The following is a 15,857-nucleotide window of genomic DNA, read 5'->3' as shown; positions in this document are numbered from 1 at the left end:
ATGTAAATAAACAGCGCTTTTCAATACGCAAAAACCGCATCACGCTGGCGACGCGCGATGCGGCTTCTCATTTAAAGAATCACTTTATATCAAATAGATACTACAAGATCCTTACCAACCGCAAACGTCGTGTTCGTTTTCGGTATCGTAGGAACGCACGGTATTGACCAAATCCTTCACAACTTCTGCTGCAACTTCAGGTACCAGCAACGTCATCGGTGCTTCCGTTTCATAGTCCACAGAGACGCCGTTGCTATTATTCGTGACCGTGACGGTATAAGTAGCTTTTCCCATTATTATTCTCTCCCGGCATGAATGACTTTTCGTGAGGTCGCCCCTTCCATCAGTACTTCCGGCGCGACAAAAAAGTCGATGTTAAAATAGGTATCATCCGTCATGACCTCAATATTGTGCCACTTTTCCGGAGGAAACACGCCAAACTCGCCGGCATTGATCACCATGATCTCTTCCGGCTCAGAGCAATGTTCATCAGCGTATCCGAGATATTTGACCGCCCCCTGCATCACCGAGAGACGAGGATAAACGCCGGGTCGCGTTCCCTTATCAAGGTGGCGTTCGAAAATTCCGGCAGGCGCCGTCTCTTTGTTCCAGAATGGCGTGGAACGTGTATGGATATGATTTTGTGGAATTTGCCGCATTTGCTTCCCTCTTCCCGCAGGTTACTCAACGATAATCTCATCGCTGTCGTAAAAAGGTTACGCTCCAAAAACAGCATTTTAAATACCATTTATTGGTTACTATTTTGCTGTTTTCCACGCGATAAAACCGAAAGGAGAGCAATGACCCGCCGTTGTCGACGGGTTCAGGGGGTTAAGACTGGAGCGTTGCCAGCCTGGCGGCAAACCCGACGAAAAGAAGGCCAATCAAAGAATTGCCCACTTTTGCCAGTTTCTTTTTGGTACCAATATAGTGGGTTACAAAAGCGCCAGAAAGAATTAAAAAGCTCAGATAGCAAAAACTGACGATTTCAAGGGTGGTAGCCAAAATAAAAAATGACACCCCAGTATGCGGCGCAGTAACGTCAATAAATTGCACAAAAAAGGAAACATAAAAAAGTATGGCTTTAGGATTCGTCAGGCTAAGAATTAAAGCACGCTTAAAAATAGCGCCAAAAGGAACTACCGTTTCCGTCGCCGCACGCCCCTTTGAGGTCAGCGTGGCGTAAAGGATTTTTGCGCCAAGGTAGAGCAGATAAAACGCGCCGAGATAGCGAACAATGTTAAACAGAACCGGCGTTGTTTTGATCAGCGTCGCCACGCCCGCATACGCCAGAAACATTAATATCGCATCGCCGATAAACACGCCGCATGCGGCAAGATATCCTCCTTTAACCCCGCGTCCCACGCTGTTTTTAAGCACAAAAAGCGTATTCGGCCCCGGTACCAGAACGATAAAAATCGCCCCAACCAGGTACGTCCAATAATTCAGAACACCATACTCCGCGAACACATTAACCTCTTCCTGAAAACATTTACGCTTAGCTGCGAAACAGTATGCTAACGAATGCACCGGAAGATGGGAAGCGAAACCACGTCTCTCCAGCCGCTATTCCGCCACGCTTATATCCACATCACCCAAAAACGTTCTTGTATCGCGCCCCCCGCAGGCAATCACCCGGTATTGGCCCACGTTTCCTCATGGGGAATTAACGCGCGCGTCGCACCAAAGACAGAGATGCCAACACATCACTGATATCGCTCTCATTCAGATTCGGCGCATTAAACTTCGCTCTCAGCCACACCATATCCTCGTGGCTGAAAGCGCCGACCATCAAGCGCTGGCTGATAATGATCAACATTTGATTATCAAGTTGTCGAATACGTTGCCGGGTGACCGACAAGGTTTGTATCGGAAAGGAGGGTTCTGAGCCGGTTCGCCACTGCGCTAAATAGCGGTACTGTATCGCTTTACTGGCATCCATTAGCGAACGAATAAAAGGGGTTATCGAATGCGGGTCCAGACCGTTATTTTTCGCTTCTTCTTCGGCCTCGGTGAAAACATTTTGTTCACGCGTGAAATCCTCTATCGGCAGATGGTGCTTCATTTTATAAGCAGCCACATCTTTCATTAATAACATGCGTTCATTGAGCGCGGTTAAGAGCGCGCCAAGCGATACCGACGTTACCGAATCGGCAAAAGTGGTGCTGCACATCAATAAAGAACAAAGAAAAATGGCGATATGACGAATCATTAATCAACCTCTTTTTACGGAGGCCTGACAGTAATTTACCTTTATTAAGATAACATTAAGTAATTATTACAGATGGGTATTAATGCTTATTCGTTTAAACTGGAGTGATAAAAAGAACAGGCCGTTGATTCTACGGAATCTTCACCTTCACTTAAAGTGTATAAAATATACAACAAATCACACAAATGTGATGCACATCACGTTTTTATGATTTTTTATTACGGTTTTATGATATAGGTCTAATTTTAATAGGTCACTAATTTCTCTCCCCCGCTCAGGGAGATCGGCTTCAATTTACATCGAATATGGTGAAATATGACTACCATTACACTAGTCAACGAACAAAATAGTACTGGCAATCCTTTTTCTGCACATATGTTATGTGAACAGCGAGCTATTCAGGAAATTACTTACGAACTATTGCAATCGCAGCAGCATGTCTCAAATAAGGATATCATCGCCAAACTTATTGAAAAACTGGAAACAGAAAAAGACGTAGTGCAGCTTGATATTTACCGTAATGCCTTAGAAGCCGTTTTGTTTCAGACACCTGACGACATCTAATATATACCCAAAATAATTCGAGTTGCTTAAAGGCGGCAAGGGAGTGAGTCCCCAGGAGCATAGATAACTATATGACTGGGGTGAACGACAAATCTGCCGGGAGCAGATTTGAACGTCGCGTGCGACGGCCCGTCAGGGCGAGGCCCATGGATGGGCCGAGTAATCCGTAGCCAACACATAAGCAACTTGAAGTATGAAGGGTATAAACAAGGGAGGGGGTTACTCCTCCCCTGTTCGTTAATAATGCAGATGCCTCAACGTGCGGTGCCTGATTTTTCGTAGCCGTTTGCATGGATTTGCGGTGCAACATGCTGCATGCTTTCTGGCATCTCATGCTGCCGATATACGGCTGGCAGTAATGTTAAGCATGAGCCATTTTTCACATGAAGACTAAATTTACCCGATTCTTTTAAAGCCTGAATAAGATTTTCCTGCGCGGGAGTTAATGTCTCATCATGCCACAGAACAATATGCTCGAAAGACGTTGATAAAAGATCGGGCATCGGCGCCTGCCAGGGGATGACTTCAACTCGCATACCTTCACTACAATATTTAATCGTTTCCAGCCATAGCTCAATGGGGTCGTTCAGCGAAAACGCAGCAATAAGCATTGTGCCTGCTGGCGCCTTTCGTACGCTACTTAGCTGGAACGTGGCGTATTCAATAATCGCAGTATCCAGTAATGCCTTTTCAAATCGGCGTGCATCATCATCGCCTGCGGACAACCACAGCCGTAAAGGACGCAGTATTGACTCAATGACGATACACGGCGGAATTTCCCGACCATAACGCCAGAGTAATTTCCGCAATTTGGCGGGTTCGAATTTTCTACACTGCGCTAAAATCTCTTCCTGGTAAAATAACCATCCCGAGCGGCAATGCGTTTCTTCACCATAGAGTGCAGGTTTAATCTCTTTTAATGAGAAGCCTTTGCTTAACGCGTCGATAATATGCTGTATTCTGATAGCATCTTCTATGCAATAAAAAAACGATTGCCAGCTTCATCTTTGGTAGGTTGAAGCAGGCCATAGCGTTCCCAGGACCTGATATTTGCTGTTGTGACACCACACTGTGCCGCCATTGCGCTAATACTAAAAGTAGCCATGCCTGTCTGGCCTCATGATGATGTAAGAAAGCATAGTGAACCTAAACGCCATCAGAAGCAAATCATTATTAAGCAATGACCTTACTATTTACACGGGAAATTACATTATCAACATTATTTATTGTAAGCCAGTGCGTAAAGGCTTTAGAGACGGACAGTATTTGATAATCCAGAACTGTTCTACAACCTAATTTAGTCAGAACATGGTAGCGTACTGAGTAAATAGTTTTTAAATGTACATTTAGCTCACAGCTTATTTGTCGGATATCCATTCCTTTAACAAGCATCGCCAAAACATTTCTTTCATTCGCCGTTAATCTGACTTTCTCTGGCCTGGGAAAAAATTGACCAGCAGCGGCCAAAATCAGTAACTCACGCCACTCAGCAATAGAGGCATCGACCTTTATTCGATATATGACATGATGTTCATCAATAAAGTTATATTCATTATGGGTAACAATTCCAATGAGTACCGTTTTAAATGTGGAAGTAATATACTGCTGTACGGTGTAGTAATCGTCGATATCAAAAATAATATAATTTACGTTGCCAGCTATTATTGCGACGTCCTTAAATAAGGACTCCAGACCATAATTAAGAAACAGGTTTTCGCTCAATAGTCTTGTATCTGTCTTTAAAACAGATGATGCGGAACCAGTCATATCCACCTCAACAAAACGAGAGCCATGTGGAAATATCCATTCGATGGCCCGCATAAGATCATCTGCTTACTTCAGCGATGAGAACCTATTAAGTAGTAGTTGAGGAACGCCGTTTGCGCAACCTGACAGACGTCCTGGGGCATCTTATGTGAACTGCGTGGGGATGTGCGCTTTGGCAAAATCCACAAAGCGTACGACCGCAGGCAGCAAAATATGCCAGTCCTGCTGCTCCAGACCTAAATATTCACGCTGCGCCGCACGCAACGTGGCAGCATAATCTTCTGGCAACTGAGGTCACAGCCAGTCAGCCGCCGCATCCTTAGAGGTAAATCTCCCGGTAGAAAGGGTGTACCAGATACGCGCCAGGGTTAAAACGATATAATACTCATCTCCCTGCACATCTGCCGTGGATTGCCAAAGGTCGAGGGGATAACGCAAGGCCTTCAGCAACTGCGCCGCAGGGGCTGGCGTGAACAGCCGTTCCGCGCGTTCGCCCTTTAGCGGTATACTGGTTTCCAGAATTTGGGTTATCAGTAACACTATGTCCCAGTCCTGTTGCGCTGGTTCATAAATCCCCTGGCAAATGTCCTCTCTTAGCCACTCGCCAAATTGCATTTCCCGGGCAGGTGGAAAACACCAGGGAACCAGCTGCGAATAAAGCACGACAGTGACCTCCAGAGCGCGTTTTTCTGCTGACGCCCCCGGCGGCGATGAAAGCGCCAGCAATTCCTGCATCAGCGTTGCGCGTTGGGCCTCCGTCAGCGGCTGGCATATTGTCACCAGCAGATCAATGTCGCTGTTTGGCTTCAGACCGCCCGCGACAGCGGAACCATATAAATGAATAGCACGCAATGTATCGCCTGTGACACGAGTAATCAGGCGACATGCCGCTTCCGTTTGGCATTGAATCGAGGGCGGTATGGACAGCGTCATCATCGCTCCGGGGGCGCAGGTATTTTTTATATTGATTGCCAGAAATATGGCATAACGGCAGAAAAAAAGCTCGCTATTCATAGCGAGCTTTTAACATTGCAATCAGACTTAATGATGTAGCATTTCGTCAACGACCTCATTCGCCTTTAACTGATAAGGATAATAGGTAGGCCAGTTTTCCATCTCTTGCAACAATGCCTGCTGCGAGGTATTTCCCATAAAGATATGGAAATGCGCCGATTTGCGCGGGGCAATGATATGATCGCTAAACTGAACATATTTAGGCGCTTTGCTATTCGCATCTTTACATTCGAACAGGTAGCGCACCCCTTTTTTACCCGATGCGTAAGTCAGAATTTTATAGCCGGCATAATTGTATTTACAGGATGCAACGTTATTGTCGCGATGGAATTCTATAACGCCATTTTCAATACCGATAGTCTCAACATTCGTCGCGTATCCTTTGCGATAATACGCTTTAATATCCTCAAACGTTTTCTCCGGGTCTTTCTTCGCCTTTTGTCTGAAGACAGGGTCCAGCTCGCCGCTAACCAGATAAGGATAGACGGATTGCCACATACCATCCCAGTCGGTGAGCGCGCGATCGCGTACATTAGCGTCATCAAACACGCCCGCTGCCGCTTTTTGCTCAACCTCCGTCATCGGCGCGCCATGAGCATGATGACCATGCGCGAAGGCAGGACTATTTACCAACAGCATTCCCAGAAGCATTGTCAGTTTTTTTAAATGAATCACCAAAACGTTACCCTCATCTTTCTTAGAAAGATGATTGTTATATTATAACATTGCATTTATTTCAACAGAAACTCAGCGGCCACCGCGCAGGTGGCCTTTTTTGATATCAACTGGTCCGCCATCGAGGAATTGAACCCCGAACCTTAGAGGTAGAAGCTCTATGCTCTATCCGGTTGAGCTAATGGCGGAAGAAAAATTACGCGGCCATTTTAAGGCAGGCGTCTGCGCATTGGCTGCATGCCCGCGCGCAATTCTGGCAATGATCGTGATCGTGCCTTGCACACTCTTCGGCGCAGGCTTTGCAGATATCCGCGCACAGGCGGCATAATTTTTGTGAGTACTCGCTTTCCAACGCCATAAATTGCGCCGCCAGGCGACAAATGGCCGCACATTGCATATCTAACTGGATGCAGTGCTTCATCATTTCGACGTTATCTTCACGCAGACAAGAAGAGGCGCAGATATCACACGCCGCCGCGCATTCATAACACTGCTCAATACACTCACGATGTTCTTGTTGCATAAATGACTCCTTATTTTATTAAGAGGAGTAGATAAGTCTGCACAGAAACGCCGGGATAGCCAAACGGCTACCCCTCTTTTTCATACTTTTTGAACAAAAGTGCTGAATAAAACAGCAATAGTAAAGCCGGAAATCGGCCTCCGTGATGTGACGTCTATACTGTAATGTTCATCTGCTTTTCATCGGAGGTAAAATGGAGTATTTAGCACGACTAAATATCGTTGCGATGCTGATGTCAACGACGTTCTGGATCAATCTGGCGGTCGTTTTTTTCGTCACCCTCATTACTTACTGGCTCATCAACTGGCTACTTAATGTGGTCTATAAAGCGCTACAACGCCCGGATAAAAAGGATGATGCTCATGGGCGGCTGCGGCCTATTGTTTTCGAGATGCTGAAAAAGACCAGTAAGATGCTAATCTTTTTTGCCGCATTTCTCTTTAGCCTGCGCTTTGTCGCCCTGCCCGACCGGTTATTCTCTACCCTCTCTCACGCCTGGTTTTTAGTGGTTGCGATTCAAATGGCGATTTGGCTTGATCAGGGCGTACAGTCATGGATGCGTCATTTACTGTATGCCCCAGGCTCCAATAAAAACCCGGTGACGTTAGTCATTCTTGGTATGATTTTGCGCGTGCTCGTCTGGTCTATGATGTTGCTCTCCATCCTGGCGAACGTCGGCGTGGATATTACCGCACTGGTAGCCAGCCTCGGCGTGGGCGGTATTGCTATTGCCCTGGCGGTACAAACCGTTCTGAGCGATGTCTTCGCTTCGCTGTCGATTGGTTTCGATAAGCCCTTCGAGATCGGCGATTTCGTCGTCTTTAATGATGTAGCCGGTACGATTGAACATATCGGTTTGAAAACCACCCGCATCCGTAGCCTCAGCGGCGAACAGATCGTTTGTGCGAACGCGCAGTTGTTGCAGCAAACCATACACAACTATAAGCGGATGCAAACGCGTCGTATCGTGTTTACTTTTGGCGTCGCCACTGCGACACCGCCGGAAAAGTTACGCCTCATCGGCGATATGGTGAAAAAGATTATTACCGATGTCGGCGAAACACAATTCGACCGCGCCCATCTACTGGCCTTTGGTCAGGATCGGCTGACCTATGAGGTGGTGCATATCGTCAATACCGCGGATTACAATAAATACATGGATATTCAGCAAGAGATAAATATCCGTATTATTGAAAAACTCATTGAGAATGATATCGAACTGGCGCTGCCAAGTCTGGTCGTCAGAGCCCCTGTACAGGTTGAAGAGACCAGGGACTACAGTAATACCGCTGATGCAAAAAACGCAGATAAACGCGTCATGCAGTAAAATCTCTGCCGACAATACCGGGAACCCATGGGTTCCCGGTGCGTTAACGGCGACACGGCAATGCGGAGAAACGACTTGCGGCTATTCCACCTGTAAATGGCGGGTACAGACTTGATCAAGTAGCGCAGACTGATGGCTAATCACCAACATCCCTAATGAACGGCTGCGACACACCTCAAGCACGTATACCCATATCGCTTTTTGAATAGACGGATCGAGTTGCGCCGTCATTTCGTCGGCAATCAGAAAACGCGTTCGCGGGTCAAGCGCGCGCAGTATCGCAATACGCGCCAACTCCCCGCCTGAGAGCTGCATTGGCCGACGCGTCAGCCACTCGGGCTGCACATGCAAACGCCTCATCGTTTCCGGGTCAGGCTGCCAGGCATCACGCACAGCGTCTCCGGCGCTTCGCCAGGGATTAAACGTCAGTTCAGGATGCTGGGGGACCAGCTGTACCGGACAATACTGATGCAGGGGTAGCGGGCTGCCGTCCAGCAGAACATCGCCCGCCGTCGGCTTTTGCCATCCGGCCAGGACACGCCCCAACGTTGTTTTCCCCGTTCCGCTTGGCGCATGAATTCCTACCCGTTCACCGGCAGAAATCGTAAACGTCAGGTTCTGCCATAAGACTTTCCCACCCTGACGAATAACGAGGTCGCGGCAGCTTAGCATTCTATTCCCTCTCCGGTCGGCATAAATAACGAGTTTAGTTCAGGCAATGCTTGCCATTGCCGTTTTAACGGCTCACTCATCTCTTCCGGCTGTAACTGCTCGCAGCGGATATTGTCCGTGATATAACCCTGATGCAGCGCCACAATGCGATCGGCATACCGCGCCGCCAGCAGCAGGTCATGAGTCACCCACAGCACGCCGCATCCCCGCTCGCAGAGACCTCGCAAGTGCTCAAGCAACTGGTTTGCCAGTGCGGTATCAAGCCAGGCGGTGATCTCATCCGCGAGGATATAACGTGCCTGGCTGAGCGAGGCGTGGCACGCCAGAATTCGTTTAGCCATCCCACCGGAGAGCTGGCGGGGAAAGCGTTCCAGGACTGTCGGTGCAAGATCGCTTTGCTGTAATAGCTGTACCATTTGCGTCTCATCCCAGGCGCGTCCGGTCAGATGACATGCTCTGTTCAAATGTTTTCTGATATTCAGCATGGGATTAAGCGCCTGTACCCCCTGCGGCACGTAGCTAAACGTATTGCCCCTAAGCTGCCTGATGGTATGTCTGTCCAGCCGGTTGCCATCAAGCGTAATCTCCCCCCGAAAGCGTAAATTTTCCGGCAGCAGATCGAGCAGACATTGCAGCAGCAGACTTTTGCCCTCCCCGCTGCCGCCAACCAATGCCACCATTTCGCCGGGCGCGATATCAAAAGAGACATTCTGTAATAACGGCGACCAGCGTCTCGCGCCATACCAGCGATAACGCGCACTTTCCAGCGTAACCTGTTGTAAACTCAGCATACGTCACTCCTTAGCCACAGCCGCTGAATGGCGCGCGCAAACTGATCGAAGAGCATCACCAGCGTGAATAACATTAGGCCGGGAAACAGCACCAGCCACCAGTTACCATGGCTAATAAACCGTAACGCATCCGCCAGCAACAGCCCCAGCGAAGGCTCATGCGGCGCCAGCCCAAACCCCAGAAAACTTAACGCCGCGCTGTGCAATACCGCATGAGGAAACATCAATAACGTTCCCGTCAACCATTGCGGCAATAGCGCCGGAAAATAGTGATATCGCCAGCAATAAAGGTGTCCATGCCCCAGACGATAGGTCAATGTCAGGTAGTCACTCTGCGCTACCCGCTCCGCGTCGGCGCGCAGAATCAGCGCCAGACGGGGCCAGTGCGTTAACGCCACGGCCGCAATGACGCCGCTTTTACCGCCGCCGAGCGTAAAACAGATAAGGATCAGCAAAAGTAAATGCGGCATGGCGAGCATGGCATCGGTTATCAGCCGCATCAGGAGATCCAGCCGGGGATGAATGCGCGCCACTGCCGCCATCACTAGCGCGATAACGCCGCTGCACAGCGCGGCGCCAACGCCAATTTGTAAACTGGTGAAGGCCCCCTGAAAGCAACGAAGCCATACATCACGCCCCAGATTATCGGTGCCAAACCAGTGCTGGATATCAGGCGACAGATGCCGGGCAAGCAGATTAACCTCTGGCGGCTGGCTCAACGTGGCATAACCGTATCCGGCAATAAACAGCAGACAGGTAACGGAGAGGATCAGACGAAACAACGTCGGGGCAGGATTATAGAGCATCGGGACGCTCCAGCGATCGATTAAGCACCACCACAAGCCAGGCTGAAATCGTATTTCCGGCAAACACTAATAGCGTACAGAATAAAACGATCCCCATGAGTAGCGGGACATCGCCACGCAGGCCGGCATCGATAGTGGCCTGTCCCAGCCCCGGATACGCAAAGACTTTTTCTGCCAGTAACGCTCCCCCCATCAGTTCGCCCAGAGAAGCAAACTGTAAGCAGAGCGCTGGGGTAATCGCATGACGTAACACCTGGTGACGTAACAGCGACCATCCTTTATCCCCCTGAGCGCGCGCAAAACGAATAAATTCGCTCTTCATTACGCTGGCTATTTTTTCTCGCGTATGCAGCGCAATTTGCCCCATGCCCAACAGACTTAACGCACATACCGGCAACACAAGATGGCGTAAACGTTCCGATAAAAGAGCTGTTCCTGCATTATTTCCGGGGTCCCAGGCGCAACAAACAGGTAATACCGGCCAGCGGACGGCAAACAGCGCCAGCAACAGCATTGCTATCCAGAAGGTGGGCAACGATGACAATAAGTAGCTGATACGGCAAATCATCTTATCCGGCCAGCGGTGAAGAAAACGTCCGGCCAGAAAACCCAATGTCACGCCCAGCACACCAGACAATAGCCAGGCGCCTGCCAGCAGCGCGAATGACGTCGCAAAACGTTCCCGGATCACGCTGGCGACAGGCATGTTGAACAGCATGGAATACCCCATGTCACCCTGGAGCAAACGCCAAAACCAGTGACCGAAACGCTCCCACAGCGGCTGGTCAAGCCCCCAGCGCGCCGCAATCCGCGCATATTGTTCTGGCGGAACATGGAGCAGATCGTTGCCAATATAAGCGCGGATAGGATCAACGGGCGAAAAGCTAAGCAAAATGAAGGTGCCGGCAGCCACCAGCATCAACAGAATAATCAGCCGCAAAAAATGACTGAAGAACAATTTCATCACCGACAGGTCCAGGTCCAGTCATCAAGATTGTTTAACACCGACCAGCTACCGTGGATTTCTGGCGCGCCTTTCCCCAGATCAATACAGGGGTTGGCCAGATAGGTATGCTGAATATTAAGCAGCCATGCCCATGCCGCATCGCCCTGAACGCCCGCGCCCTGCTTTCCATCCCACTCAACCTGCTGCCAGAAAGGAATCGCCTTTTGCCAGTCAGGCGCATCTATAGCCTGTTTCAGATGTGCTTCTACCGCAGGGTTGCTGTAATAGCCCGGGTTATAATATTCCACACCAGCGGCTTTCCCGCTGTAGTGATGGAAGAGTTCCATCGGGTCCAGACTTCCCCAGCCAAACAGCGTAGGGTTAGCGTGCATATGGCGCTCTACGGTTTCCCAGCTTCCCGACTGCAACGAGACGACAATGCCTAAAGGCTGCAACATGGCGCGCACCGCCTCGGCCAGATCCCGTCGGGTGCTGTCGCCACTGGCATACCATAAGGTCAGACGAGCTTCTTTACCTGCTTTTTCACGCACGCCCGCACGGTTTATCTTCCAGCCAGCCTCTTCCAGGATGGCGCGCGCTTTTGCAATATCGCCATCGCTGAATATCACTGAAGGATTTTGCCACGGCAATCCCTGCACCGCGCTATAGGCGGGTATCGCATGGCCTTCCATCACCTGTTCCGCCAGTTGCTTACGATTAATGGCATAGTTAATTGCGCGTCTGATAGCGACATCAGCGGTCACATCGTTGCCGACAGGATAACCGTTAGCATCCTTTTTACCGGCAGGCACCATCGGGAAGACAATGCCCCGGTTTTCAACGCTATCGCGTACCCAGAGTTTAAGATTATCCTGCTGCGGGGCCACCGCCATAGAAGGGGCAATGCGCACCAGTCCCAACTGTCCGCTGCGCGCGGCGGCATAAGCATTATCTTCATCCAGAAAGACAAAAACCAGCCGGTTAAAGTCATTCTTTTTACCCGCATACCAGGGATTAGCTTCAACGATCAGTTGCTGACCCGGCTGAAAGCTGACCAGTCGGTACGGACCGGCGCCTATCGGTTCGCGGGCAAACGTTTTTTCATCATAACGGCTGGCCGGAACAATCCCTAACGACCCGAGTACATTCACAAAGGTACTCTGCGGATGGCTCAGCGTCATCTCAATTCGGCGCGCATCCAGCGCTCGTGCATGACTAAAGTTGCCCATGTCAATTTTACCGCCGCTCTTCGCCGCTTTGTTGTACGTAAAAACGACATCTTCGGCAGTTAATGGCGAGCCATCGGAGAATTTCAGATCGGGTTTTAAGGTCAGTATCCAGGTTTTACCATCGGGGCTGGTATCCACTTTTTCCGTCAGTAAATTACCCCAACTCATATCGGCGTTTTGCTTGAGCAACGGCGCATGAAGCAATAAGTAACTGCCGTGGCTCCAGCCCAGCATAGGATCAAAGCCTTCCGTTGGCTCAGGGCCAATGGCCAGCTTTAAGGTATGGCCATCTGCCGTGTCCGACGCAGCGAAAAGCGGCGAGGTGAATACCAGAGTCAGCGCGCACGTCACGAGCGCCAGTTTGCCTTTAATCATCAATTTGTCCCAGATTATGCGTTGTTTTTGTTTCTCCCGGCGCAGCATAAACGTCGGGAGACCTCCTGAGGACGGCATTATGGCGAGCATTTGTAATGAAAAAATTGATGCAGAACAGAAAGTATGACGATCTTTTAAAAACATCATACGCACAAGCGCCGGGAGCGCCAACGTGGGCTAAAGGCCGCTTTTGACGGGGATAAAACGCAAGGGAAATGACGCCAGGAATACCGGGTTAATTAACGCCATCTTATTCTCTTATTGCCTTTCTATTCTGTATTACGTCTTCCCATCCGACGCTGTTCATTTTCTCAACGTTATTAGTCAGTACTGAAACGTAAGAAGGTATCGTAATTAGCGCTTCCTGGCTTTAAACCTAAACCAATATTAAACGAACCGGGCGTTAATGAAACTTACCAGCAGAACGCCAGTCATATGGCAACCCGATGAAATGACATGCTATGGAGTCCAACCGAAAAATGTTAACGCCGCCAGGGCTCGTGATGATTTTTTTAGCCGTACTGTTCTCATTGCTGACAGGATGCGCAAGTTATAAAAACACGGCATGGGGAATATATCCGGCTTCAACGGATATTTGTCCATCAGGTACGACATCAACAGGAGGGTGCAAAGAGTAATATCGCATATTTAATATACACCACTTTTTAAATGACTGTCCGGACATTTTCGGACGGTAAGTTTTCTATTAATTTATAATGGACTAATCCCATGACAAATAAAAAACACATTTTTTCAATTATCTTTATTGGTTCTCTTTTAACGGGGTGTGCTACAGGACCATCACCGACAGGGATTGGCTTATATACGGATGTTAAAGGGCCAATTACTGCCACGAGTCTCCCGGCAACCAAAACCGGTAAAGCGTGTGCGCAAACGGTATTGGGTATTGTAAATACCGGCGACGCATCTATTGATTCAGCGAAAAAAGCGGGCGATATTTCTTTAGTGTCGAGTGTTGATTATGAAACTACAGGCTCATATCCGTTTTATGGTAAAACCTGTGTTGTCGTAAGAGGACAATAACAACAGTAAGCCGGCGATGCCGCCGGCTTTTTATCCCATTTTACGTGCCGCTATCTCTGTCTGTTCCTTGCGACTCAGCCCCCGCTTTAAGGTTCTGTTAAGATTTTACGCATACCCTACAAGCAGTTGTTAATAAAGGATAATAATAATGGCACATTTCTCAAGACTGCAAATAACGCTTCACTGGTTAACACTGCTCCTGACAGGCATCGCATATGCGGCTATTGAGTTACGGGGGTGGGCGCCAAAAGGCTCCAGCGTTTACCTGTTTATGAAAGACATGCACTATGACATGGGCGTTCTGGTCTGGGCGCTGATGTTTTTACGGTTATATCTTAAACACAAATACCCGGATCCGGTCATTACGCCTCCCCCTCCTCACTGGCAGCACGTAGCCGCTAAATTAATGCATATCGCGCTTTATCTCACTTTTCTCGCCTTACCGCTGCTGGGCGTCGCGATGATGGCGTCAGGCGGGAAAAGCTGGAGCTTTTTTGGTTTTACTGTACCGGTATTTTTGACGCCAGATAGCACCCTAAAATCGGATATAAAGCGTATTCATGAAATGCTGGCCAATATCGGCTATTTCCTGATTGCCATGCATGCAGCAGCGGCATTGTTTCACCATTACATACAAAAAGACGATACATTTTCAAGGATGTTACCCGGTAAATCATGACTATTTCGGCCATCCCGACGTGAGAGAGCACGCCGGGCAAGGCATTATTATTCCAGCGCTATCGGTTTCGACTGATAGCGCCTTATACCGTTTGTAATCGACAATATACGATATTTTTCCGGTTCCACGTGTAGGTGATATGTACGACGCCGCCCTCGCTAATAATAGCGGGATAAGAATACTCACCGCGGTCACTTTCCAGGTCCAGTAGCGGTAGCCATGATTCGCCATTATCCTGGGAAGCAATCAGTGAAAGCGGATAGCGCTTTCCCCAGTTGCCGTTGACCGGATTTAACGCAAGAATCAGCGTACCGTCCTGCATACTAACCAGATCGATACCACTATTATTATTCGGTAAAGATATCGCGCGGGCAACAGACCAGGTAGCGCCATAGTCGATTGAATCACTGCGAAAAATTGCCCCGCGTGTGCTTCGTAACAACATATGGATATGCCCCGGAGAAGACTCCCACAGCGTAGGCTGAATAACGCCATCCCAGCGCAGGAGGTTTTCCAGACAACATTCCCACAACATCCCCTTTTTTACACCATCCCACAACGCTACGTTTGTCCCGGGAATAGCGTTATCAGGCTCCAGCGGAACAAAAGAGATATTCCAGTGTTTTCCTTCGTCAGAGGATCGATCCACAAATGCCCTCCACCGTTCAGGGCTTTCAATCGACCCTGGCGCAATCCAGGCGCCATTTGATGCCAGCAGGAGTTTATTTTTCACGGGACCACGCGGCAAAATATCACCGTTGACCAACGGAGCTGGCGTACTCCAGGTAAATCCTCGATCGCTGGAGGTGATAAACCAGGTTTTCCACACGTGTACGTCGCTGCCTACTTTATAAAATAACCACAATTTATCCGACGGGTAAAATAACACCGGATTCCAGTGCGCTTCCCCCTCGCGTGCCGCCACTCGCTGCGGTGTTGTCCAGATATTATGTTCATAGCGAGATAGCCAGATGGCTGTATCTTCGCTTCCTTCGCGCAACCCCGCGAACCATGCGGCCACGAGCGTACCGCACGGTAAGCGAACAAGCGTAGAGGCATGGCACTGTAAGGACTCGGTTCCGCTTTCCGGTAAAATGACCTGCCGATTGACGAGCGCTAATTTCATACCTGCCTCGATTAAATAAGGTAAAAAGCATCAGCTTTTTTACGTATGAAAGTAGTGTTAGCAGAAATAGCATCAACGCGGTGAAAACGATGAACCGCTATACGAAT

17 protein-coding genes, 1 tRNA gene and 3 pseudogenes are annotated in these 15,857 nt (G+C 49.1%); 5 read left to right on the top strand and 16 right to left on the bottom strand.

Annotated features, from left to right (window positions below; all coding sequences use genetic code 11):
- Positions 1-111: 111 nt before the first annotated feature.
- From NBA72_RS00695 to NBA72_RS00680, 4 genes are all read right to left on the bottom strand, one after another.
- Complete coding sequence (locus tag NBA72_RS00695) at positions 112-294, bottom strand: DUF1869 domain-containing protein (protein ID WP_000513733.1); 183 nt, start codon at positions 292-294, stop codon at positions 112-114.
- A gap of 2 nt (positions 295-296) precedes the next feature.
- Positions 297-659 carry a DUF1971 domain-containing protein YeaR gene (yeaR, locus tag NBA72_RS00690; protein WP_001248993.1) on the bottom strand — a complete coding sequence of 121 codons (363 nt, stop codon included), beginning with the start codon at positions 657-659 and terminating at the stop codon, positions 297-299.
- A gap of 172 nt (positions 660-831) precedes the next feature.
- Positions 832-1,470 (bottom strand): leucine efflux protein LeuE, encoded by a 639-nt coding sequence (gene leuE, locus NBA72_RS00685; RefSeq protein ID WP_000457190.1) that lies wholly within the window; start codon positions 1,468-1,470, stop codon positions 832-834.
- 196 nt (positions 1,471-1,666) lie between these two features.
- The gene (locus tag NBA72_RS00680) at positions 1,667-2,212 is read right to left on the bottom strand and encodes a chorismate mutase (protein WP_042947468.1); all 546 of its coding nucleotides are present in this window, start codon (positions 2,210-2,212) and stop codon (positions 1,667-1,669) included.
- Positions 2,213-2,294: 82 nt separating this feature from the next.
- Between NBA72_RS00680 and NBA72_RS00675 the strand changes: the two are divergent.
- Together NBA72_RS00675 and NBA72_RS00670 are read left to right on the top strand one after the other, a co-directional pair.
- Positions 2,295-2,449 (top strand): annotated as a pseudogene (locus NBA72_RS00675) (hypothetical protein).
- A gap of 78 nt (positions 2,450-2,527) precedes the next feature.
- Positions 2,528-2,776 (top strand): biofilm/acid-resistance regulator YmgB/AriR, encoded by a 249-nt coding sequence (locus tag NBA72_RS00670; protein ID WP_000208086.1) that lies wholly within the window; start codon positions 2,528-2,530, stop codon positions 2,774-2,776.
- Positions 2,777-3,030: 254 nt separating this feature from the next.
- Here the strand turns inward: NBA72_RS00670 and NBA72_RS00665 are convergent.
- The 6 genes and pseudogenes from NBA72_RS00665 to NBA72_RS00640 all read right to left on the bottom strand — a co-directional run bounded on the left by NBA72_RS00665 (position 3,031) and on the right by NBA72_RS00640 (position 6,755).
- Positions 3,031-3,881: pseudogene (locus NBA72_RS00665) on the bottom strand (MerR family transcriptional regulator).
- 68 nt (positions 3,882-3,949) lie between these two features.
- On the bottom strand, positions 3,950-4,543 hold the full coding sequence (locus NBA72_RS00660; RefSeq protein WP_023242562.1) for a helix-turn-helix domain-containing protein: 594 nt from the start codon (positions 4,541-4,543) through the stop codon (positions 3,950-3,952).
- Positions 4,544-4,687: 144 nt separating this feature from the next.
- A pseudogene (gene aadA, locus NBA72_RS00655) lies at positions 4,688-5,476 on the bottom strand (cryptic aminoglycoside nucleotidyltransferase ANT(3'')/ANT(9)).
- A gap of 108 nt (positions 5,477-5,584) precedes the next feature.
- Positions 5,585-6,232: a metal-binding protein ZinT gene (gene zinT, locus NBA72_RS00650; RefSeq protein ID WP_001537483.1), complete on the bottom strand. Its 648-nt coding sequence runs from the start codon at positions 6,230-6,232 to the stop codon at positions 5,585-5,587.
- A gap of 111 nt (positions 6,233-6,343) precedes the next feature.
- Positions 6,344-6,420, bottom strand: a tRNA-Arg gene (locus tag NBA72_RS00645).
- Between the two features lie 8 nt (positions 6,421-6,428).
- Complete coding sequence (locus tag NBA72_RS00640; RefSeq protein WP_001183699.1) at positions 6,429-6,755, bottom strand: four-helix bundle copper-binding protein; 327 nt, start codon at positions 6,753-6,755, stop codon at positions 6,429-6,431.
- Between the two features lie 193 nt (positions 6,756-6,948).
- Between NBA72_RS00640 and NBA72_RS00635 the strand changes: the two genes are divergently transcribed.
- Entirely contained in the window at positions 6,949-8,082 is a 1,134-nt protein-coding gene (locus NBA72_RS00635) for a mechanosensitive ion channel family protein (protein WP_000456065.1), read from the top strand.
- An 81-nt stretch (positions 8,083-8,163) separates the two neighbouring features.
- Here NBA72_RS00635 and NBA72_RS00630 read toward each other — a convergent pair whose 3' ends face one another.
- The 5 genes from NBA72_RS00630 to NBA72_RS00610 are packed head-to-tail and all read right to left on the bottom strand — an operon-like array spanning position 8,164 to position 12,949.
- Positions 8,164-8,754 (bottom strand): ATP-binding cassette domain-containing protein, encoded by a 591-nt coding sequence (locus tag NBA72_RS00630; protein WP_000947460.1) that lies wholly within the window; start codon positions 8,752-8,754, stop codon positions 8,164-8,166.
- Positions 8,748-9,545 (bottom strand): ATP-binding cassette domain-containing protein, encoded by a 798-nt coding sequence (locus NBA72_RS00625; RefSeq protein ID WP_042949889.1) that lies wholly within the window; start codon positions 9,543-9,545, stop codon positions 8,748-8,750. Before NBA72_RS00625 ends, NBA72_RS00630 begins: the two co-directional genes overlap by 7 nt.
- Positions 9,539-10,351: an ABC transporter permease gene (locus tag NBA72_RS00620; protein WP_000966637.1), complete on the bottom strand. Its 813-nt coding sequence runs from the start codon at positions 10,349-10,351 to the stop codon at positions 9,539-9,541. The genes NBA72_RS00625 and NBA72_RS00620 overlap by 7 nt, the downstream gene beginning before the upstream one ends.
- Complete coding sequence (locus tag NBA72_RS00615) at positions 10,341-11,315, bottom strand: ABC transporter permease (protein WP_001805128.1); 975 nt, start codon at positions 11,313-11,315, stop codon at positions 10,341-10,343. Before NBA72_RS00615 ends, NBA72_RS00620 begins: the two co-directional genes overlap by 11 nt.
- Complete coding sequence (locus tag NBA72_RS00610) at positions 11,315-12,949, bottom strand: ABC transporter substrate-binding protein (RefSeq protein WP_042949886.1); 1,635 nt, start codon at positions 12,947-12,949, stop codon at positions 11,315-11,317. Before NBA72_RS00610 ends, NBA72_RS00615 begins: the two co-directional genes overlap by 1 nt.
- Before the next feature lie 681 nt (positions 12,950-13,630).
- Between NBA72_RS00610 and NBA72_RS00605 the strand changes: the two genes are divergently transcribed.
- The gene (locus tag NBA72_RS00605) at positions 13,631-13,945 is read left to right on the top strand and encodes a TRL-like family protein (protein ID WP_000182479.1); all 315 of its coding nucleotides are present in this window, start codon (positions 13,631-13,633) and stop codon (positions 13,943-13,945) included.
- Positions 13,946-14,093: 148 nt separating this feature from the next.
- Positions 14,094-14,624, top strand: coding sequence for a cytochrome b (locus tag NBA72_RS00600; RefSeq protein ID WP_000929974.1), 531 nt, complete (start codon positions 14,094-14,096; stop codon positions 14,622-14,624).
- Between the two features lie 82 nt (positions 14,625-14,706).
- Here the strand turns inward: NBA72_RS00600 and NBA72_RS00595 are convergent, their stop codons facing one another.
- Complete coding sequence (locus NBA72_RS00595; protein WP_042949884.1) at positions 14,707-15,750, bottom strand: sialidase family protein; 1,044 nt, start codon at positions 15,748-15,750, stop codon at positions 14,707-14,709.
- Positions 15,751-15,857 lie beyond the last annotated feature (107 nt).

It is taken from the genome of Salmonella sp. NW1250 (genome assembly GCF_051812965.1).
In the GTDB taxonomy this organism is placed as follows: Bacteria; Pseudomonadota; Gammaproteobacteria; order Enterobacterales; family Enterobacteriaceae; genus Salmonella; species Salmonella enterica.
The sequence above is the reverse complement of the archived record's forward strand: the minus strand, read 5'-3'. Positions and strand labels throughout refer to the sequence as shown.